The 19,945-nt window shown below is 72.1% G+C and carries 15 protein-coding genes; 7 read left to right on the top strand and 8 right to left on the bottom strand.

What is annotated here, in order from left to right:
- Nucleotides 1-3 precede the first annotated feature (3 nt).
- The 6 genes from NOO62_RS14345 (at nucleotide 4) to NOO62_RS14320 (ending at nucleotide 7,486) form a co-directional block, all read left to right on the top strand.
- Complete coding sequence (locus NOO62_RS14345) at nucleotides 4-2,043, top strand: YfjP family GTPase (RefSeq protein ID WP_268771284.1); 2,040 nt, start codon at nucleotides 4-6, stop codon at nucleotides 2,041-2,043.
- 161 nt (nucleotides 2,044-2,204) lie between these two features.
- Entirely contained in the window at nucleotides 2,205-2,684 is a 480-nt protein-coding gene (locus NOO62_RS14340) for a single-stranded DNA-binding protein (RefSeq protein ID WP_268771283.1), read from the top strand.
- Nucleotides 2,685-3,164: 480 nt separating this feature from the next.
- On the top strand, nucleotides 3,165-4,523 hold the full coding sequence (locus NOO62_RS14335) for a Cys-Gln thioester bond-forming surface protein (RefSeq protein ID WP_268771282.1): 1,359 nt from the start codon (nucleotides 3,165-3,167) through the stop codon (nucleotides 4,521-4,523).
- Nucleotides 4,524-4,681: 158 nt separating this feature from the next.
- Nucleotides 4,682-6,346, top strand: a complete 1,665-nt coding sequence (gene ettA / locus NOO62_RS14330; RefSeq protein WP_268771281.1) for an energy-dependent translational throttle protein EttA — start codon at nucleotides 4,682-4,684, stop codon at nucleotides 6,344-6,346.
- Nucleotides 6,347-6,353: 7 nt separating this feature from the next.
- Complete coding sequence (locus NOO62_RS14325; RefSeq protein ID WP_150218603.1) at nucleotides 6,354-6,803, top strand: acyl-CoA thioesterase; 450 nt, start codon at nucleotides 6,354-6,356, stop codon at nucleotides 6,801-6,803.
- Nucleotides 6,800-7,486, top strand: a complete 687-nt coding sequence (locus tag NOO62_RS14320) for a hypothetical protein (protein WP_268771280.1) — start codon at nucleotides 6,800-6,802, stop codon at nucleotides 7,484-7,486. The genes NOO62_RS14325 and NOO62_RS14320 overlap by 4 nt, the downstream gene beginning before the upstream one ends.
- A 33-nt stretch (nucleotides 7,487-7,519) precedes the next feature.
- Here the strand turns inward: NOO62_RS14320 and NOO62_RS14315 are convergent, their stop codons facing one another.
- Nucleotides 7,520-7,933 carry a globin gene (locus NOO62_RS14315; RefSeq protein ID WP_268771279.1) on the bottom strand — a complete coding sequence of 138 codons (414 nt, stop codon included), beginning with the start codon at nucleotides 7,931-7,933 and terminating at the stop codon, nucleotides 7,520-7,522.
- A 126-nt stretch (nucleotides 7,934-8,059) separates the two neighbouring features.
- Between NOO62_RS14315 and NOO62_RS14310 the strand changes: the two genes are divergently transcribed.
- The gene (locus NOO62_RS14310; RefSeq protein ID WP_268771278.1) at nucleotides 8,060-9,019 is read left to right on the top strand and encodes a methyltransferase domain-containing protein; all 960 of its coding nucleotides are present in this window, start codon (nucleotides 8,060-8,062) and stop codon (nucleotides 9,017-9,019) included.
- Nucleotides 9,020-9,040: 21 nt separating this feature from the next.
- Here the strand turns inward: NOO62_RS14310 and NOO62_RS14305 are convergent, their stop codons facing one another.
- The 7 genes from NOO62_RS14305 to NOO62_RS14275 form a co-directional block, all read right to left on the bottom strand.
- Entirely contained in the window at nucleotides 9,041-10,393 is a 1,353-nt protein-coding gene (locus tag NOO62_RS14305) for an FHA domain-containing protein (RefSeq protein WP_268771277.1), read from the bottom strand.
- Nucleotides 10,394-10,444: 51 nt separating this feature from the next.
- Nucleotides 10,445-11,797 carry a vWA domain-containing protein gene (locus tag NOO62_RS14300; RefSeq protein ID WP_268771276.1) on the bottom strand — a complete coding sequence of 451 codons (1,353 nt, stop codon included), beginning with the start codon at nucleotides 11,795-11,797 and terminating at the stop codon, nucleotides 10,445-10,447.
- Between the two features lie 69 nt (nucleotides 11,798-11,866).
- Complete coding sequence (locus tag NOO62_RS14295; protein WP_268771275.1) at nucleotides 11,867-13,258, bottom strand: PP2C family protein-serine/threonine phosphatase; 1,392 nt, start codon at nucleotides 13,256-13,258, stop codon at nucleotides 11,867-11,869.
- A gap of 2 nt (nucleotides 13,259-13,260) precedes the next feature.
- Nucleotides 13,261-15,789 carry a serine/threonine-protein kinase gene (locus tag NOO62_RS14290; protein WP_268771274.1) on the bottom strand — a complete coding sequence of 843 codons (2,529 nt, stop codon included), beginning with the start codon at nucleotides 15,787-15,789 and terminating at the stop codon, nucleotides 13,261-13,263.
- Nucleotides 15,786-17,105 carry a hypothetical protein gene (locus tag NOO62_RS14285; RefSeq protein WP_268771273.1) on the bottom strand — a complete coding sequence of 440 codons (1,320 nt, stop codon included), beginning with the start codon at nucleotides 17,103-17,105 and terminating at the stop codon, nucleotides 15,786-15,788. The genes NOO62_RS14290 and NOO62_RS14285 overlap by 4 nt, the downstream gene beginning before the upstream one ends.
- 112 nt (nucleotides 17,106-17,217) lie before the next feature.
- Entirely contained in the window at nucleotides 17,218-18,210 is a 993-nt protein-coding gene (locus tag NOO62_RS14280) for a glutamate ABC transporter substrate-binding protein (protein WP_268771272.1), read from the bottom strand.
- A gap of 50 nt (nucleotides 18,211-18,260) precedes the next feature.
- On the bottom strand, nucleotides 18,261-19,766 hold the full coding sequence (locus NOO62_RS14275) for a hypothetical protein (protein ID WP_414930820.1): 1,506 nt from the start codon (nucleotides 19,764-19,766) through the stop codon (nucleotides 18,261-18,263).
- Nucleotides 19,767-19,945: the final 179 nt, after the last annotated feature.

Genomic DNA, 19,945 nt, shown 5'->3' with positions numbered 1-19,945 from the left:
GCGGTGACCGCCGTCACTGATCACGCCGATCCCGCCGACCCCGCTGACCCGGCCGACCGGGCGCGCAACCGTGACCAGGAACGTGACCGTGACCGGGTCCGTGACCGGGTCCGTGACCGGAGTCGTGACGCGTCCGCCGCCGACGCCGACGCCGAGACCGACGCCGACGCCACGCGCGCCCGCCGAGACCGCCACGCCGAACGTACCGACAGCCGTCCCGGCCGCCCCTGGGACGACGGCCTCATCGCCCGCCGAGTCGAAGACGCGCAACGGTCCCCGGGCGGGGGCGGCAGCGGCGGGGGCGGGGGCGCGGACCTGGTCATCAACAGCGCAGCCCGCTCGTACGCCCCAGTCCCACCCTCCATCCCCTCCACCCCCTCCGCTCCCTCCACGGGCCCCACCCCCTCCTACGAAGGCCCCCTCCGTACCCGCCTGGACGCACTGCGCGAACTCGTCGGGCTCTCCCGCACCCGCCTCGACAGCGGCACGCTCGCCGAGGCCGGGCGCGTCCTGGACGAGGCCGCCGCCCGGCGCAGGCTCTCCGAACGGCACACCGTCGTCGCCATCGCCGGGGCCACCGGCAGCGGCAAGTCGACGCTCTTCAACTCGCTCGCCGGAGTGATGATCTCGGAAACCGGTGTGCGCAGGCCGACCACCGCCGCGCCCATCGGGTGCAGCTGGACGGACGGCGCGGCAGGCCTCCTCGACCGGCTCGGGATCCCCGGCCGCCTGCGCCGCCGCCCGCTTCAGGGGCCCGGTGCCGACGAGCTCCAAGGGCTCGTCCTGATCGATCTGCCCGACCACGACTCGGCGGTCGGCGAGCACCGCGAGCACGTCGACCGCATCCTGGCCCTCGTCGACGCCGTCATCTGGGTCGTCGACCCGGAGAAGTACGCCGACGCGATGCTCCACGAACGCTATCTGCGCCCCATGGCCGGCCACGCCGAGGTCACCTTCGTGGTGCTCAACCAGATCGACCGGCTGCCGGGAGACGCCGCCGACCAGGTCCTCGACGACCTGCGGCGCCTCCTCGACGACGACGGCGTCGCGCTCGGCGAGCACGGGGAGCCGGGCGCCACGGTGCTCGCGATCTCCGCGTTGACGGGTGAGGGCATCGGCGAACTGCGTGAGGCACTGGGACAGTTCACCCAGGAGAGGGGTGCCGCGGCCCGCCGTATCTCCGCGGACGTGGACGCCGCCGCGGAACGCCTGCGTCCGGTGTACGTCAGCGGGGGGCACTCCGGCCGCAACCGCGGGCGGATCGGGCTCAGCGAGGAGGCCCGCGAGGAGTTCGCCGACCGGCTCGCGGACGCCGTGGGCGCGGCCGCCGCGGGGGACGCCGCGGAACGGGCCTGGCGCAGGCACGCGGGCAAGGCGTGCGGGGACCCGTGGTTCAGGCTGTGGCGCTGGTACGAAGCGCGGCGCTTCTCGCAGGGCGTGCCGACGCCGGTCGCCCTCGCGCCCGTGGACGAGGAGGCGACGGCACGCCAGCGGGTGGAGCACGCCGTGCGCACGGTGGCCGACGAGGCGGCGAGAGGGTTGCCGCTGCCCTGGGGGCAGGCCGTGCGAGAGGCCGCGGTGCGCGGCGCCGAGGGGCTTCCGGAGGCTCTGGACGAGCTGGCGGTGACGGCGGGGGTGATGGCGGGCGTGCCGGGTGGACGGCCGCCGCGCCCCGGCTGGTGGCCCGTCGCGGTCCTGGCGCAGGCCGCGATGACGCTGCTGCAAGTCGTGGGCGGGATCTGGTTGCTGGGCCAGATCATCGGCCTCGCCACGCCGAATTTGGGCGTGCCGGTGCTGCTGATGCTGGCGGGCATCGTGGGCGGCCCGTGCGTGGAGTGGGCGAGCCGGATGGCGGCGCGGGGGCCCGCGCGCCGGTACGGGAACGAGGCGGAACGGCGGCTGCGGGAGACGGCGGCCGGGTGCGGGCGGGCGAGAGTCCTCGATCCGGTGGCGGCGGAGCTGCTGCGGTACCGGGAGGTCAGGGAGCAGTACGTGCGGGTGTCGGGGGAGCTGTCGGGGGCCGCCCGTTCCCCGATCGGGTGACGGAGTTTTCCACAACCTGGCGGTGGTCCACAGGGCTCAGCGGGATCCGCCCGACCGGTGCAATCTGAGATCACCGCCGCGGGGCCGCTGTACGAGACAGCTGCACGAGGCGGACGACGAGGCAGACGACGAGACAGATGAAGCGGGGGAGGGGTTCGGCGATGAACGAGACCTTGGTGACGGTAGTGGGAAACGTCGCGACGACGCCGGTGTACCGGGAGCTGCCGTCGGGACCGGTGGCGCGGTTCCGGCTCGCGGTGACGGCGCGGTACTACGACGGGGCGAAGAGCACATGGACCGACGGGCACACCAACTTCTTCACGGTCTGGGCGTGGCGGGCGCTCGGCACGAACGTGCAGGGGTCGGTGTCCGTCGGCGAACCGGTCATCGTGCAGGGCAGGTTGAAGGTGCGCGACGAGGAGCGGGGTGGGCAGCACTGGACGTCGGCGGACATCGAGGCGGTCGCCATCGGCCACGATCTGACGCGCGGCACGGCGGCGTTCAGAAGGGTGGGCAGGGGCAACCCGACGCTGACGGAGCCGACGCAAGGGCAAGCGCAGGGGCAAGCGTCGGGGCAAGCGTCGGGTCAGGGACAGGATGTGTCCGGGCTGTGGGAGAAGAAGCCGGAGCCGGTGGGGTGACGCAGCGTCAGGCACGCCGTAGCCAGGTGCCGGGAACCGCAGCACGCACGCGACCGAAGTGCGGCATATCGGCGAATGGGTGCCGTTGATTTATCGATAAGCCCAGCTCGGAGCGGTGGTTGGGGATAACGATTCCGAGTCGGATCCGCCGTCCGGTGATCTCCGTAGGGCTCGTGATGCGGCGCTTCCTTAGGATGCCGGACGTAGCTCACGGGGCAGTCGGCAGGTGATGCCACGCAGGTGGCAGGTGAACCTGCCCCTTTCAGTCTGCTGGCGGGACCACCCCCCAACGTTGTGAACGGGTCCCGCCCGGAGGGGAATTCAGTGTTTTCTGCGTTGTCCATACGTAGCCGAGGCCGGAGTCGCAGCTGCAGCCACAGTGGTGACCGCAGCCACAGTGGCGAACGCGGCCACAGCGGCGACCGCGACCGCAGTCGCAGTAGACGCGGGCCCGGCCGAGGTGTCGCCCGGTTCGCCGCGGTGACCGCGGCTGCGGGGCTGGCCCTGGTGGGCGGGGTGACCTTCGCGGGCGCGGCCGCGGCGGAGGAGGCCCCGGCGCACCGGGGCGGAGCCGTCGCGACGCTGGGCGGGCTGCAGACGTTCGGCCAGGCCGTCATCCGTGACAACGGCACCTCGCAGCAGGTGCCCGCGGGACTCTTCGAGATGTCCGTGGACGGCGGCGGCACCCTCCAGACGTACTGCATCGACATCCTCAACCCCACGCAGAAGGACGCCAAGTACCAGGAGACCCCCTGGAGCGGCACCTCACTGAACGGCAACCGGGACGCGGGCAAGATCCGCTGGATCCTCCAGAACTCGTACCCGCAGGTGAACGACCTCGCCGCGCTGGCCCGCAAGGCGGGTGCGCGGTCCCTCACCGCGCAGACCGCCGCGGCCGGCACCCAGGTGGCGATCTGGCGGTACTCCGACGGCGCGAAGGTCGACGCCGTCGACCCGCAGGCCGAGAAGCTCGCCGACTATCTGTACAAGAGCGCGCGGAACAGCGCCGAGCCCAAAGCGTCGCTGACGCTGGAGCCGTCGGCCGTGTCGGGCCGTGCGGGGAAGAGGCTCGGGCCGGTCACCGTGCGGACCGACGCCGAGTCGGTGACGGTCACGCCGCCCGCGGACTCCGAGGCGAGCGGGGTGAAGGTCGTCGGCAAGAACGGCAAGCCGGTGAAGTCGGCGCGCGACGGCAGCCGCCTCTACTTCGACGTGCCGAAGGACGCACCCGACGGCGCGGCCGCGCTGTCCGTGCAGACGTCGACCACCGTGCCCGTCGGCCGGGCCTTCGCGTCCGAGACCAGGAGCCAGACGCAGATCCTCGCCGGATCCAGCGAGTCGACGGTGTCGGCAGCGGCGACCGCGAACTGGGCCGCCGAAGGAGCGCTGCCCGCGCTCTCGGCCGAGAAGAACTGCGCCAAGAGCGGTGTGGACATCACCGCGACCAACAAGGGCGACAAGCCCTTCACCTTCCGCCTGATGGGCTTCAAGCACACCATCAAGGCGGGCGCGTCACAGACCGTGACGATCCCGCTGCAAGAGGACCAGCCCTACGACTTCACGATCAACGGGCCGAGCGGCTTCGAGAAGCGGTTCAAGGGCGTGCTCGACTGCCGCACGGCGGGCGACACGATAACGAGCAAGGCACAGCCCGCCTCGCAGCCCAGCCCCGCCTCGGCGGGCGGCACCGTCGGCGGCGGCGACCTGGCCGAGACCGGCAGCAGCAGCAACACCCCGCTGATCGTCGGCATCGCGGTGGCGTTCGTCGTGGTCGGCGGCGCGGCGGTGTTCTTCCTCCGCAAGAAGGACGCCCCGGCGGAGACCTCCACCGAGGAGTAGGCGAATAGGCGGCCGGTGACGGAGGGGCGCGCGGTAGTCGTACGGCTACCGCGCGCGAGGAGAGGAACCGGCGCCCCACTATCCGGTTTCCTCCGGGGGGTGGCCGTCAGGCAAGATGGGGTGTATCTGCCCACTCACTGATTGCCGGACGGTTTCTCTTGGCTGAGTACATCTACACCATGCGCAAGACGCGCAAGGCGCACGGCGACAAGGTGATCCTCGACGACGTCACCTTGAGCTTCCTTCCTGGCGCGAAGATCGGTGTCGTGGGCCCCAACGGCGCCGGTAAGTCCACGGTGCTGAAGATCATGGCCGGGCTCGAGCAGCCGTCCAACGGTGACGCGTTCCTGTCGCCCGGGTTCAGCGTCGGCATCCTCATGCAGGAGCCGCAGCTGGACGAGTCGAAGACGGTCCTGGAGAACGTGCAGGACGGCGCCGCCGAGATCATGGGCAAGCTGAAGCGCTTCAACGAGGTCGCCGAGCTCATGGCGACGGACTACTCGGACGCGCTCATGGAGGAGATGGGCAAGCTCCAGGAGGACCTGGACCACGCCAACGCGTGGGACCTGGACGCCCAGCTGGAGCAGGCGATGGACGCGCTGGGCTGCCCGCCCGGCGACTGGCCCGTCACCACCCTCTCCGGTGGCGAGAAGCGCCGCGTCGCGCTCTGCAAGCTCCTCATCGAGGCGCCCGACCTGCTGCTCCTCGACGAGCCCACCAACCACCTCGACGCCGAGTCGGTGAACTGGCTGGAGCAGCACCTCTCCCAGTACGCCGGTGCTGTCGTAGCGGTCACCCACGACCGGTACTTCCTGGACAACGTCGCCCAGTGGATCCTGGAGCTCGACCGCGGTCGCGCCCACCCGTACGAGGGCAACTACTCCACGTACCTGGAGAAGAAGCAGACCCGTCTCAAGGTCGAGGGCCGCAAGGACGAGAAGCGCGCCAAGCGGCTCAAGGAAGAGCTCGAGTGGGTGCGGTCCAACGCCAAGGGGCGGCAGGCCAAGTCCAAGGCGCGTCTGGCGCGCTACGAGGAGATGGCCGCCGAGGCGGACAAGATGCGGAAGCTGGACTTCGAGGAGATCCAGATCCCGCCGGGCCCGCGTCTGGGCTCGATCGTCGTCGAGGTCGAGCACCTGTCGAAGGCGTTCGGCGACAAGGTCCTCGTCGACGACCTCAGCTTCTCGCTGCCGCGCAACGGCATCGTCGGCATCATCGGTCCGAACGGCGCGGGCAAGACCACGCTGTTCAAGATGATCCAGGGCCTGGAGCAGCCGGACTCCGGCAGCATCAAGGTCGGCGACACGGTCAAGGTCAGCTACGTCGACCAGGGCCGCGCCAACATCGACCCGAAGAAGACGCTGTGGGCCGTCGTCTCCGACGAGCTGGACTACATCAACGTCGGCCAGGTCGAGATGCCCTCGCGGGCGTACGTCTCCGCGTTCGGCTTCAAGGGCCCGGACCAGCAGAAGCCGGCCGGCGTGCTCTCCGGTGGTGAGCGCAACCGCCTCAACCTGGCGCTGACCCTCAAGGAGGGCGGCAACCTGCTCCTCCTCGACGAGCCGACGAACGACCTGGACGTCGAGACCCTGTCCTCCCTGGAGAACGCGCTCCTGGAGTTCCCCGGTGCCGCCGTCGTGATCTCCCACGACCGCTGGTTCCTCGACAGGGTCGCCACGCACATCCTGGCGTACGAGGGCGACTCCAAGTGGTACTGGTTCGAGGGCAACTTCGAGTCGTACGAGAAGAACAAGGTCGAGCGCCTCGGCGTGGACGCGACCCGTCCGCACCGCGCCACCTACAAGAAGCTCACCCGGGGCTGAGGCGACCGTGGCTCGACACATATACCAATGCCCGCTCCGCTGGTCGGACATGGACGCCTTCGGGCACGTCAACAACGTCGTCTTCCTGCGGTACCTGGAAGAGGCGCGGATCGACTTCATGTTCCGGCTCGCGCCCGGTGACGGCTCGCCGTCGTTCTCCGGCGGCTCGGTCGTGGCACGCCACGAGATCGACTACGTACGGCCGTTGGTGCACCGGCACGAGCCGGTCACCATCGAGTCGTGGGTGACGAAGATCGGCGCGGCCTCGCTGACCATCGCGTACGAGATCAAGGACGCGCAGCAGGTGTACGTGCGGGCCTCCACCGTGGTCGTGCCCTTCGACCTGGAGGCGCAGCGTCCGCGGCGGATCTCGGCCGAGGAGCGCTCGTTCCTTGAGGAGTACGTGGACGACAGCGCGGGCGGCCCCGACAGTGGCTCGGGGGCGCTCGCCGCATGACCGCGCGGCTCCACTTCGCCGATGCCGGGGAGGCGGCGGACCTCGCCGCCTTCCTGGCCCGGCTGATCCACTACGACAAGGCGGCCGCGGTGCGGCTGCAGGCCGCCGGGTACACGCTCGCCGTGTTCGGGCGGCCGCCGTCGTTCGAGGTGCTCGTCATCCGTACGGCGCGGCTCGCCAAGCCGTACGAGTACGGGCTCGACACCACGCTCGACGTCACCGTCTCCGCGGGCGAGTTCCTGGAACGCGTCGGCGAATCGGTGGAGTCCGTGGAGGCGGCGGGAGTCGCCGACGTCCCCGCGGCCGTCACCGGACCGCCGTGGGCGGGTGTGCTGCCGCCGCGCGGCGGCTGGCGGCAGGAACCGGGCCTTCCGGCTCCGGAGGCGATGCGGTCCCTGGTCAAGCGGGCCGTCGCCGAATTCAGGTCGCGGGTCGAGGAGTTGCCGGCCGAGCGGCGCGTGCGCGCCGAACTCGACCGCGTGGGGCGGGAGATCTGGTCCCGTCCCGTCGCCGACACGGAACTGCCGGTACGGGCGGCACACGCGGCGCAGTCCCTCGGCTTCCTGCGGGGCGACGCACTGACGCTGCTGTCCTCGGGACCGTGGCTGCGGCTGCGTACGGCCTACGGGTCCGTCGCGGTGCGCCGCGCCGGTGTCGGAGGGCTCACGGTCACGCCCGCGTGAGAGCGGGCGCCACCGTGCTCCGGAACTCCGACGTCACCCCTCGGAGTTGACCATGGAAGCCGCCGCGTACGTCAGGTAGTTCCACAGCGTCCGCTCGTGCTCCTCGGAGAGCCCGAGCTGGTCCACCGCCGTGCGCATGTGCTTCAGCCAGGCGTCGTGCGCGGCCCTGTCGACCGTGAACGGCGCGTGCCGCATGCGCAGCCGGGGGTGGCCGCGGTTGTCGCTGTACGTACGGGGGCCGCCCCAGTACTGCATCAGGAAGAGCGCGAGACGCTCCTCGGCGGGCCCGAGGTCCTCCTCCGGGTACATCGGCCGCAGCAGCGGGTCCTCCGCGACCCCCTGGTAGAAGAAGTGCACCAGGCGTCGGAAGGTCTCCTCGCCGCCGACCTGCTCGTAGTAGGTCTGCTCCTGAAGCGTGCCGTGCGGGATCTCTTTCACGCGTTCCATGGTCTCAGACGGGGCGGCTTAGTACGGAAGGCTTAGGACCATCGCCGATCACCTGGGTCCGCGCCGGGGACGGTGGCGGCGGTTCCGCCACTCGCACAGGAGGCCGCGGCGCAGCACAGTGGACCCATGGAACCCGATCCTGTACTGCTCGCCGAGGTCCGGGCCGGCCTCGTGCGGGAGATCGAGGCGAGCGGGGCCCTGCGAGAGGACCCCGCCTGGCGGGCGGCGTTCACCGCCGTGCCGCGGCACCTCTTCGTGCCCTACTACTACGTGGGTGTCAGCGGCGGGTACGAGCGGCTGTGGGGCGAGGACCCCGACGACGGACGCCGCACCCGCTGGCTGCGCGGCGCCTACACGGACGCTCCCCTCGCCACCCGCGTGCGCGACGGGGACCTGCTCTCCTCCAGCAGCCAGCCGTCCCTGATGGCGAAGATGCTCGCCGAACTGGACGTGCGCCCAGGAGACCGCGTCCTGGAGATCGGCGCGGGCACCGGCTACAACGCCGCGCTGCTCGCCCACCGGCTCGGCGACGACCACGTCACGACCGTCGACCTCGACCCGGAGATCACGGAGTCCGCCCGGCAGCACCTGGCGGCCGCCGGGTACCGCCCCGCCGTGGTGACCGGCGACGGCGCCGCCGGCTGCCCCGAGCGGGCGCCCTACGACCGGATCATCGCCACCTGCACCCTGGGCTCGGTGCCGAAGGCGTGGCTCGGCCAGTGCAGGCCCGGCGCGCGCATCCTCGCGCCGCTGGCCACCGGCCTGATCGCGCTGACCGTGCGGGACGCGGAGCACGCCGAGGGGCGTTTCCTGCACACGCCCGCCTACTTCGTACCGCTGCGTGGGGGAGACGCGAGGACTCCGTACGACCACCACGCCGGAGGGCTGCCGCGCAGGGCCCTGCAGAGCGAGCTCTTCCGCTTCCTCCTGGAGCTGACCGCGGGCAGCCTCGATCCGCACGAAGCGCTCGCGCTGTGGCAGCGCGAGGGGCAGCCGGTGCGCGAGCGCTTCGGTGTCACGACGAGCGGGCCGTACGAGTGGGCCTGGCTGGACGACCCCGAGGGGCCGTACGTCTGGCCTCTCTGAACCGGCCCGTCTCGCCTGTGATCAGTCGCGGCGGATGGTGAGCGTCGTCCAGGCGCCCACGTGGACCTGGTCGCCGTCCTGGAGGGGGACGGGCACGAACGGCTGGATGGGCTCCTCGCCGCCGTTGACCGTGGTGCCGTTCGTGGAGTTCTGGTCGACGACCGCCCAGGTGCCGTCCGGCTGCTGGACCAGGATCGCGTGCTGGTGGGAGACGCCCGGGTCCTCCGGCGGCACGGACAGGTCGATGTCCGGGGTGTCACCCGTGGAGTGCCTGCGGCGGCCGATGGTCAGCTGGTTGCCGGCCAGCGGACGCTGCTGCTCCGGCGAGTACGCGGGCAGGTTGAGCCCCGAGGCCTCGGGCCCGCTGCGCTGCATCATCGCCATGAAGTACTCGCGGTCGGGCGCGATCGTCACCGTCCACGTGCCGGGGCCCTGGGGCTGCGGGGGCGGCTGCTGCTGGAACGGCTCCTGCGGCTGGAACGGTTCCTGGGGCTGGAACGGTTCCTGCTGCTGGAACGGTTCCTGCTGGGCCGGGGCCGACGGAGGCGAGATCACCCAGTCGTCGGCGGCACCGCCACCGAAGGATGGTCCTCCGGGGCCGGGCGGCGGCGGAGGCGGCGGGCCCTGCGGGGCGCCCCTCTCCTGCGGGAACGCGGGCGGTGCGGGCGGACCCGGCTGTTGGAAGGCCTGAGGCGCGCCGGGCGGGGCCTGACCGGGACCGGGGCCGTGCGGACCACCCGGACCCTGCGGACCACCCGGACCCTGCGGACCGGGCTGACCCGGGAACGGCTGACCGGGACCCTGCGCGCCGGGCTGACCCGGGAACGGCTGACCCGGACCCTGAGGGCCGCCAGGACCCGGACCCTGCTGCCCGTGCCCGTTGCCGAACGGCGGGATCGGCTCGGCGGGACGGTTCATCTGCGACGGACGCGAGCCCTGGTACTCGTAACCCGGCGGGGGCTGCTGGAACTGCTGCGCCGGGTTCGGGCCCGGCGGCCTTCCGGGGCCGCCACCGGGACCGCCGTGCGTGCCCGGCAGCGGCGGGTTCGGCGCGGCCGGGGTGTACGACGTCGCCGTGTTCGTCAGGAAGTTCCAGCGGCACTCCTCGCAGAACGGCGCGTTCGCCTCGCGGGGCGTGCGGCACTGCGGGCAGAGCTCCGCCTCGGGAGCCGGATCCGGCACGGCGGCCAGATGCGGGCGCCCCGGCGCGGGCTGCGGGAAGCCCGGGTCCTGGCCGGGCGGCGGCGGAGGATAGCCGTACCCCGCCGCGGGCGGCGGCGGGGGCGGCGGAGGTACGGCACCGGCCATGCGGTGACCGCAGACCTCGCACCAGTCATCGGAACCCGACTGGTGTCCGTTAGGGCAGGTCGGCATGTCGGCGCTTCCCCCTCTCCTTCTCCGGCCCGAGGGCCGTACACGTACTGGCTACTTCTTCACGCGAACAGTCTTCGTGGACCGCGTCTCGAGTGTCATCTCGTCCGCCTCCGCGACCTTCGCCTTCAATCGAACAGTACCTGCCGCGGCGTCCACGACGTCCACCACCTTCGAAAGCAGTTTCGCCGTATCCGCGTTGCCCGAGGCGCTCGCGAGCTGCACCGCGCGGCCCAGTTTGGCCGTCGCTCCGTCGACATCTCCCGATTTGCGGGCGTCGAGTCCCTGCTGGATCACCTGGGCCAGTTCCGCCTGTCCCGTGTAGTGCGCGACCTGCGGATTGATCGACGTGGACGCCGACATGTCGTCGGTCCACACGGCCCGCACCAGGCCCTGCGACAGCGTCTGCGCGCTGCCGTCCTCCTGCGGTACGACCAGCGAGACACGGGCCGCGAGCATCTCCTGGCCAAGCTCGGCGCCGGGCACCTGGACGCAGATGTGGTAGTCGCGGGACTCGTCGCCCCAGGACCCGGTCGGGTAGTCCCCGGCACGCGGTCCCGCCTCCGTGCGACGTCCGGTCAACTCCTCGACCGTGGGCGCCACTTGCTTCACGAACTTGATCTCCACGCCCACCGGCGTCCACAGCCGCAGACTGACGTCGGCGACCTCCTTGCCCATCGCCGCCTCCATCATCTGCGTGAAGTCGGCGGAGAGGGCGGCCGGGTCGGCGACGATGTCGGCGGTGCCGAGCAGCGCGGAGGCGATCCCTGTGACCTCCTTCACCTCCCAGTCCGTGCCGACGCCGCGGGCGTCACAGGTGAACCGGCCCGCGCAGGAGTCCAGGGCGGCCTGCAGGTCCTCGGGCGACTCGTGCTCGTTGCGGCCGTCGGTGAGCAGGATGCCGTGCCGCACCGCCGAGGCGGGCACGTCGGCGGAGGCCAGGAGACGGTCGGCCAGGCGCAGCCAGGTGCCGATCGCCGTGCCGCCGCCCGCGCTCAGCCTGCGCAGCGCCTGCTTGGCCAGCTCGCGGGTCTGCGGTCCCGCCACGGCGAGCCGCCCGCCGCCCGGGTAGACCTCCTTGGCGATGTGGGTGCCGCCGATCACGGCGAAGTGCACGCCGTCGCGGAGCGCGTCGATCGCGGCGGCGGTGGCGTCCCGCGCACCGCGCATCTTCGTCGGCGGGTAGTCCATCGAACCGGAGCAGTCCACCATGATCGCGACGGCGGCGTCCGGGCTCTGCCCGGCGGCGTACAGGTGCGGTGCGCCGACCGCGGCCCCGATCGTTCCGCCGCCGGTCGAGGTGACCGTGGCGATGGCGTTGACCTCGCGGCCGCCCTCCGGCAGGTACTCGTTCTGGTAGACGTCCACAGAGAACTGCGGCACGTTCGACTTCGAGAAATTGGCCATGGAACTGCTCCCCCTCAGATCCTCATAACCTCAAGACCACACGGCCCGGTACGGTCCCCCCGCCGGGCTCTAGGCCGATCCTGCCCCCTGCGGCACGAACGGGAACGGCACGACGGCCACTGTTACGTTGTCGTGGCCCCCGCCGTCCAGAGCGTGGCCGACCAGGACCTGGGCGCTGTGCAGCGGCCGGTCCGCGGCGTCGGCGGGCACCGCGTCGGCCATCTCCTCGACGGCTTCCGCGTAGTTCCACAGGCCGTCCGTGCACACCACCACTACACCCGCACGGTCCGGCTTGAAGGAAGCGGTGTGCGGCTCCAGTTCGTACGCGTCCGCGCCGAGCCAGCCCGTGATGGCGTGCGCGCGCTCGTCGGCGTACGCCTCGGCCTCGTTCATCAGGCCCGCGGCGACCATCTGCGCGGCCCACGAGTCGTCCTCGGTCAGGCGCACGGTGGGGCCCTCCCGGTCGTCGGGGACCCAGTAGGCGCGGCTGTCGCCGACCCAGCCGACGACGAGCAGGCCGCCCGCGACGATCGAGCCGACCAGGGTGCAGGCGGGCGCGTTCTGGTGGGGGCTGTGCTCGCGGGCCGACGCGGGTTCGGCGGCGAGCGCGTTGACGGCGTCGGCCGCCGCGAGGATCGCCTCGTGCATGGCCTGCTGCGGGTGTGTGCCGCGCGGCAGCGAGACGAGGAGTGACTCGTTGGCGGCGCGGGTCGCGGCGAGCGAGGCCTCGTCCGGGCGGGTCGCCGACGAGACTCCGTCGCAGACGATCGCGACGACGGCGGGCGAGCCGTCGGGCAGTGCGGCCGTGGAGATCGCGAAGGCGTCCTCGTTGCGGTGGTGGCGCAGGCCGCGGTCGCTGACGGCGGCGACGGTGTCGAGCTCCTGCTCCATGTGGTCGCGCTCGCGGGGCTGGGCGTGCCCGCAGTTCTCGCAGTACCCGTCCGGGTCGACGCGGCCCGACCGGCACGCCACGCAGAGCTTGGTGCCCGCGGGGGGCGTGGCCGTACGGGGGTCGGCGGCCGGGGCGGCGGGGGAGCCGGGGGCGTCCGGGGCGGGCAGCGGGTACTCGTCCGGCTCTACGGACGCGTCCGGAGTGACCGATTCAGCACCCGGCGCGGCAGATGAGGCATCGGGCGCGGCAGTCGCGGCATCCGGCGTCGCAGAGACGGCGTCCGGCCGTTCCGGGAGTTCGCCGCCCGCCGAGTCCGTGCCCGGCAGGTCCGTCGGGAGGTGCGTCGGAACCGGCGTGTCGGTGCTGTCGACCTCCGGCGCGACCGGCCACTCGGAGGGTTCCCCGCCCGCGGCGGCGCCCCGTACGGACCCGGCGGATCCGTTGGGGGACACGTCCGGCCGCGGTGGCACCGCCGACAGGTCGAACCCGCACGCACCGCAATACAGGTCACCCGACTCCAGCGGCTCCTCACAGCTGGGGCAGGCAGACAGCTGGGGCATCTGCGACATACTCACACCCACGTCCGGGGGCGGAAACGGTTGGCCCGCTCCACCAGTTCGATCCTCTCCTCGCCACCCTGAGCGAGCCGGGCCAGTGTCCGGTACGAACGCTCCAGGCCGAACCGGAGGCCGCGCTCGTCCAGGTCGCTGCCGAGCAGTACGGCCCGCGTCCCGGGAGTGCCCGGTGGCGCGGAAACGTGACCAGAGTGCCTACCGGAGAGTACCCAGTCGAGCGCCGTCCCCAGAACCTCGGTCGACAGGCGCTCCCTGCGCACCGCGTCGAGCCCGAATCCGGCAAGTGCCTCGATCTGCCCTGCGGCGGCTGTCAGCTCGTCCAGGAAGGCGACGCCCGAAGGGGCTGCCGTGTCCGACGTCATACGCTGACGCAGCCTCGCCCGCACCGCCGCCACCCGGGCCGCCGTGTAGTGGATGGAGGACTCCGGCACCGACTCCAGGGTGCGCACGGCACCGGCCCTGTCGCCCGCCGCGAGCCGCACGCGGGCCAGGCCGAACGCCGCGCTCACATAGCTCGGGTCGGTCGTCCACACCAGCCGGTAGTACTCGGCGGCGTTGTCCAGCTGGCCGAGGACCTCCGCGATGACGCCGAGCGCCAGCTTCGGCGCGGGCTCGCCGGGGAACGCGTCGTAGACCGCGTCGAAGGAGAGCGCCGAGTTCTCGAAGTCGCCGGTGGCCAAAGCGGCGACGCCCCGGTACCAGACCACCCGCCAGTCGTCCGGGTGCTGTTGTTCGAGGGCGGCGAGGGCCTGGGCGGCGGGCGCGAGTTCCCCCATGGCGAGCCGGGCCCGCAGGCCGTGCAACTGGAGTTCGAGGGAGTCCGCGGGCGCCGTGCCGAGCGCGGTGATCAGCTCGGCGGGCGCGGCCCCGATGAGACCGGCGAGGAACCCGGCGTTCGCGTCGTTCGGGTCCACCAGGGGCACGGGCAGCGCGAGGGCGGTCGCGGCGGAGTCGAGCCCGCGGACGATCCCCGCGGTCGCGGTGCTCTCCGGCAGCGCGTGGCCGTTCTCCCCGGCGGTGAGCTCGGCCCGCGCCCCGAGCCGCGACACCTCCCCCGCGAGTTCGGCGAACAGCTCCGTGTCGGGCACCTTCACCTCGGGCCCGAACAGCGTCGAGAGCGCGGGCCGCGGCAGCCCCGTCTGGAGCGCCACCACCTCGCGCAGGACGCCCGTCAGCTGCTCGGCCATCTCCTGCGCGGAGGCGAACCTGCGGGCCGGGTCCGGGTCCGTGGCACGGACCAGGAGGCGGTAGAAGGACTCGTACGTCCGGAAGACCTCGATGTTGTCGGGGTCGGGCAGGGAGTCCACGAACACGTTCGTGTAGCCCTGGAAGTCGAAGGTGAGGACCGCGAGGGTGCGGGCGACGGTGTAGAGGTCGGAGGCGACAGACGGGCCGACGTCGGCGACCTCGGGGGCCTGATAGCCCACCGTTCCGTAGATCGCGGACTCGTCGTCGTCCATCCTGCGGACCGCGCCCATGTCGATGAGCTTGAGCTGGCCCTCGGTCTGGATGGCGTTGTCGACCTTGAAGTCGCAGTACAGGAGCTTGCGGCTGTGCAGATGGCCGAGGGCGTCCAGGGCCTCGATGCCGTACGCGCAGGCCTGCTCGACCGGCAGCGGGTCGCGTCTGCCCTCCGGTGTGCGGCGGCCGTTGGCGATCTCCTTCAGGGACTTGCCGCCGACGTACTCCATGACGATGTACCCGTCCATGGAGCCGGTGCGCTGGTCGAGGTGCTCGACGAAGTTGTAGATGCGGACGATGTTGGAGTGCTCGATCTCCGCGAGGAAGCGCCGCTCGGAGATGGCCGCCGCCATCGCGTCCTGGTCACCCGTGTCGAGCAGCCCCTTGAGGACCACCCACCGGTCGGACACCGCACGGTCGATGGCCAGATACACCCAGCCGAGCCCGCCGTGCGCCAGACACCCCACGACCTCGTACTGGCCGTGCACGATGTCGCGAGGGTGCAGCTTCGGCACGAACGAGTAGGGGTGCCCGCACTTGGTGCAGAACCCCTCCGTGCGGCCGGGCCGTTCGCCGCGCGCACGGCCCACCGGTGCCCCGCAGTCGGAGCGCGAGCAGAACCGCTTCCGCTCGGGCACCTCGGGGTTCTCCTGCACGGCCCCACGCGGATCGGGACGCGGCACGTCCGGCACGGCGACCAGACCGACACCGAGCCGCCCGCGCGCCGAGGAGCCCGTCGCCGAGCCCGAGCTGCGCACCGACACCGACCGCGACGTCGAACTGCCGGACAGGGACCGGGAGAGCCGCCCGGACACCGACCTGCGCGAGGACTGCGAGCGCGACGAACGGGACGTACTGGAGGACCGCGACGACGAGCGGCCGCTGGAGCTCCCCGAGCCCCGCGAGCCCTTGCCACCGGCCGTGAGACCGGTCGGCGGCGAGGAGACCCTGCCGTCCGGCGCGACGACGGGGGCGAGGCCGCACGTGTCGCAGTACAGCTCACCGCCACCGAAGTCGTCGTAGCTTCCGCTGCACTTGGGCCGCTGACATTCACGCCGGCTCATGATTCCCCCGTCCGGTCGGTGGGCCCGCCCTGCTGCGGAACCCTCGGCGCAAGCGCTTCGGCGGCGGCCCGCTGATAGCGCAGGACCGCCTGCTCGGCCACCCGCAGATCGCAGGGCGCGCTCCACAGCATGCGGCGCGCCGCGTCGTACCGCTCGATGAGGAACGGGTCCTCCGCGTGGCCCAGCCGGGCGACCTTCGCCTTGTACGCGTCCAGGCGCCCGCGCAGTTCGGCGCGGACCGCGAGGGGCGCGGTGACGGCCGTCAACGACTCGCGGGCACGCAGCAGTTCGTCCTCGGCCTTCTCCTCCAACGATTCCAGGAGCGGCGAGAGGCGGTGCCACTGGGCGTGCCTGCGGTACTCCGACGCCATCGCCAGCTGCTCCTGGAGCGCGGTCGGCGGGCCGCTGACGGCGGGCACCTCGGAGGCGGCGATCTTCGCGAGGACCTCGCCGCGCGCGGAGCGTGCCTCCGAGAGGGTGCGGTCCGCGCGGGACAGCACGTCACGGAGCCTGCCGAGGCGGACCTCCGCGTCCTGCCGGACGGTGAGCACCGCATCGATCTCGCGGCGCACCTCTTCGAGCGCGCGGGCCTCCCGGTCGTACCGCTCGGTGTGCGGACGGCCGCCGCCGGGCGCCGAACTGCCCTCCGCGCGCTGCCAGAACGCGAGCGGATCGGAGACCACCTGCTCGCGCAGCGCGGTCAGGGTTCGGGTGATGCGCTCCAGGTCGTCGCCGGAAGGGTGCTCCCCAGGGCGTACGCCGACGGAGTGCGCGAGTTGACGGGTGCGGTGGAGTTCGGCGGCGAGCAGGTCGATGCGGGCGGGCAGCGCGGACCACACCGCGTCGGCGGCGACGACCATGTCGAGGGAGTCCGCGTACAAATCGTTCATGCGCGTCACGAGCGCTTCGAGGGTGAACCGCTCGGTGAGTTTCGCGGGCCCGGTGAGCGAGGGCGACGCACCGGACGACGAGCCGCCCGCGACGGTCACGGCCTCGCCGCGCAGCAGCTCCGTCAGCTCGACGAGGTCGTCCTTGCTGGGCCACCGTCTGCGCTCGCGCACGTCGCGTGCGGTGCGCAGGGCGCCCGCGTACGCGTCGAAGTACGCCCACAGGAGGGTGATCCTGGCCTCCGTGGCCGTCCAGCGCTCCTCGGTGACGCCGGTGAGCCGCGCGCCTTCGAGCAGGCGGCGGCCCGCGTGGTCCTGGAGGGCGAGGAGCGAGGTCTCGATCGCCTCGTGCTCGGCGTCGAGCCGCGCCAGCGCACGGTCCACCTCGTCCCGGTCCATCAACGGACCGGGGGGTCCCGCGACGCTCATCGATCACCTCTCCGCTCTGCGTTGCCCCGGGTTCTCGGTAGTTGAGGGCCCGTCGTAACTCTCCAGTCGTACCAGGTCGGTTGTCGGCTCCGGGTCAGTCCGGTACTCGGGGTCAGTCCCGGTACTCGGCGTCCGGCGGGCCCGAGGACTTGCCGAGTCCTTCCTTCAGCCACTTGTCGTAGGACTTCTGCCAGCCGCCGTCCTCGCGGTAGTCGTCGAGGACCTTGTTGACCCGGCGCACCAAGTCGTCCGAGCCCTTCTTCATCGCCACGCCGTAGTGCTCGGTGGTGAACGGCTCCTCGCCCTTCAGCTCGACCGTCGGGTCCTGGGCGGCCTGGCCCGCGGCGAGGGCGCTGTCGGTCACCACGGCGTCCACCTCGCCGAGCTGGAGCCGTACCAGGCAGTCCAGCTGGTTGGGGACGGTGGTGGTGATGTCGGCGGAGTAGTTCTTCTTCTTGAGCTCGTCCTCGGCGATGGAGCCGGAGGCGCTGCAGATCTTCTTGCCGGTGAGCGACGGGTCGTACCCCGTGATGTCGGACTTCTTGGGGGCGAGGACCTGCTGGCCCGTCTCGAAGTACCCGGTGGAGAAGTCGACGTCCTTCAGGCGCTCGCAGTTGACGGTCATCGTGCGGACGACCATGTCGACCTGGCCGCTCTGGATCGCGGGGATGCGCTCGTTGGTGGGTATGGCGCGGAAGACGACGGCGTCGCGGTCGCCGAAGATCTCCTCGGCGATCTCGCGGGCGAGGTCGATGTCGAAGCCCTCCAGCTCGCCGCCCTTCTTGTTCGGGTCGCGGTAGCCCCACCGGTAGCTGTTCTGGTCGACGCCGACGATCAGCTTCTTGACCTCGCGGTTCCTGATCTTCTCGATCGTCGGGCCGTCCTTGGGGGAGGGGCTCAGGCTGCGGTCGTTGCAGTCGGCGGCGTCCGCACGCGCGGGCGCGGCCACGGTCGAGCCGGGGCCACCCTGACGTACGGCGTCGTCCCCCGCGCCGCCTCTGTCCGGCAGGACCAGGACGAGCGATCCCGCGACGGCGCAGGCGAGACCCATCGCGCCCACCCCGCCCCAGCCGCGCAGCCTGGCCGTGCCGCGTCGCGTCCGCATCGTCTGCGCGCCCCCTCTCACCTCTGAACCCGTCACCGGTCCCGGCCCCGTCACCGGTACTCCGAAAGCCTGCGGCCGATGCCGAGGACGGCGCCCGCCGCGGCGAGGACCGCGAGGACCGCGGCGCCGACGGCGAGGCCGCTCATGGCGCCCCTGCCGTCCTTCGCCGCCTGCTGGAACTCGCGCTGTTCGTGTGCCAGGGCCCGGTCGAGGGCCGCGTCCACGTTGTCGAAGCACTCGCCGGTCGGCTCGTCGTCCTTGGCGCCGATGACCTTGTCGAGCGCCCCTTGGTAGTCACCGGAGTCGTCGCTGGAGCGGGCCACCTGGTGGCGGTCCTTCCAGACCCCCACGTTCTTCGCGGCCTCGGCGACCGGATTCCCGCCCTCCGAGTCGTCGGCGAGGTCGGCGGCCCTGCCGAGCAGTCCGCTGTCGGCGCCGCCCAGCTGCTTCATCTGCGCGCGGTAGGCCACGTCGAACTTGTCCTCCGACTTGCCTGCCACCTCGGTGGTCTCGGCGCCGCGGCTGACCAGGGTCAGGTTCTCGTTGCCGCGCGCCTTCAGGGAGCTGATCCGGGCGTCGTTGAGGACGTTCAGGGAACGCACCCCGTTGTCGTACGAGTCGTTGAGCCCCGAGCGCGCGAACGTGTGGCCGACGACGAGCCAGAGCAGCACGACCGTGGCGGCCGCGGTCGCGGCGAGCAGACCGTGGTTGAACACCCGGTTCGTACGGCGGTAGTTGCGGTGCTGCGCCCAGCCGAGCGCGGCAAGGGCGAGGACGCCGAGGGCGATCGCGAACCAGGGGTACGGCTTCGCGTTGCCGTAGTCGTCGCTGAGACGTTCGTTCTCCGCCTTGTAGAGCTTCTCGGCGGCCGGGAGCATCTGCGTCTGCATCTTGTCGTTCGCGTACCGCAGATAGGCGCCGCCCAGCGGCAGGCCCTGTCGGTTGTTGGCGCGGGCACGCTCGATCAGGCCCGTGTACTCGGGCAGCAGCCTGTTCAGTTTGCCCACCGCCGTCGCCGACGACGAGTCGGCGCCCGCGTTCGACGCGGCGGTCGCCAGCTTCTCCGAGGCCCGCTCGATGTCCTTCTCGTACCGCGCGCGCACGGCGGCCGGTTCCTGGCCGCCCGCGAGGAACCCGCTGGACGCCGCGGTGTTGGCGTCGGCCAGCGAGCGGTAGATGGCGGCGGCGTCGGCGCTCAGCGGCTGGCTGCGGCCCAGCACGTCGTCCGCGGCGGCCGAGCGCTCCGTCATCTGCCAGGTGGTGACCGCGCCGAACGCGACGACGAGCAGTGCGAGGATCGCGCCGATGATGCGCAGCCTGCCCGGCTCCGTGGTCGCCGCGGCCCGCAGCCTGTCGACGCCCTCGGACCAGGCGGTGCGGCGCGGGGCGGGGGGCGGCGCGGCCGGGGCGCCCGGCGTCTGGGGCGGCACGGTCGGCAGCGTCGGCGCGGGCCGCTCCGGAGCCCGCGCGGGCACGGCGGGTGCCTGCGCGGGCACTGCCGGTGCCTGCGCGGGCGGGCCCGACGGCACCGCGCCGCCGTTCGGCGGATGTGTCACCTTGCCTCGACCTCCCCCTCGGTCATCGGACGCTGGTCTCCGCCCGGCGCGCGCGGAGCGGGAAGTGCACGGCCGCAAGTATTGCCGCAGGGACCGACATCCGCACAGGTCTTGACTCGATCTTGTGCGTATCCCTGCTGTGGAACACGAGATTGGGGGGTGTTCGGTTCCCGCCCGCG

Origin of the sequence: Streptomyces sp. Je 1-369 (assembly GCF_026810505.1) — a bacterium.
In the GTDB taxonomy this organism is placed as follows: Bacteria; Actinomycetota; Actinomycetes; order Streptomycetales; family Streptomycetaceae; genus Streptomyces.
This window is presented reverse-complemented; position numbering and strand designations above follow the sequence as displayed.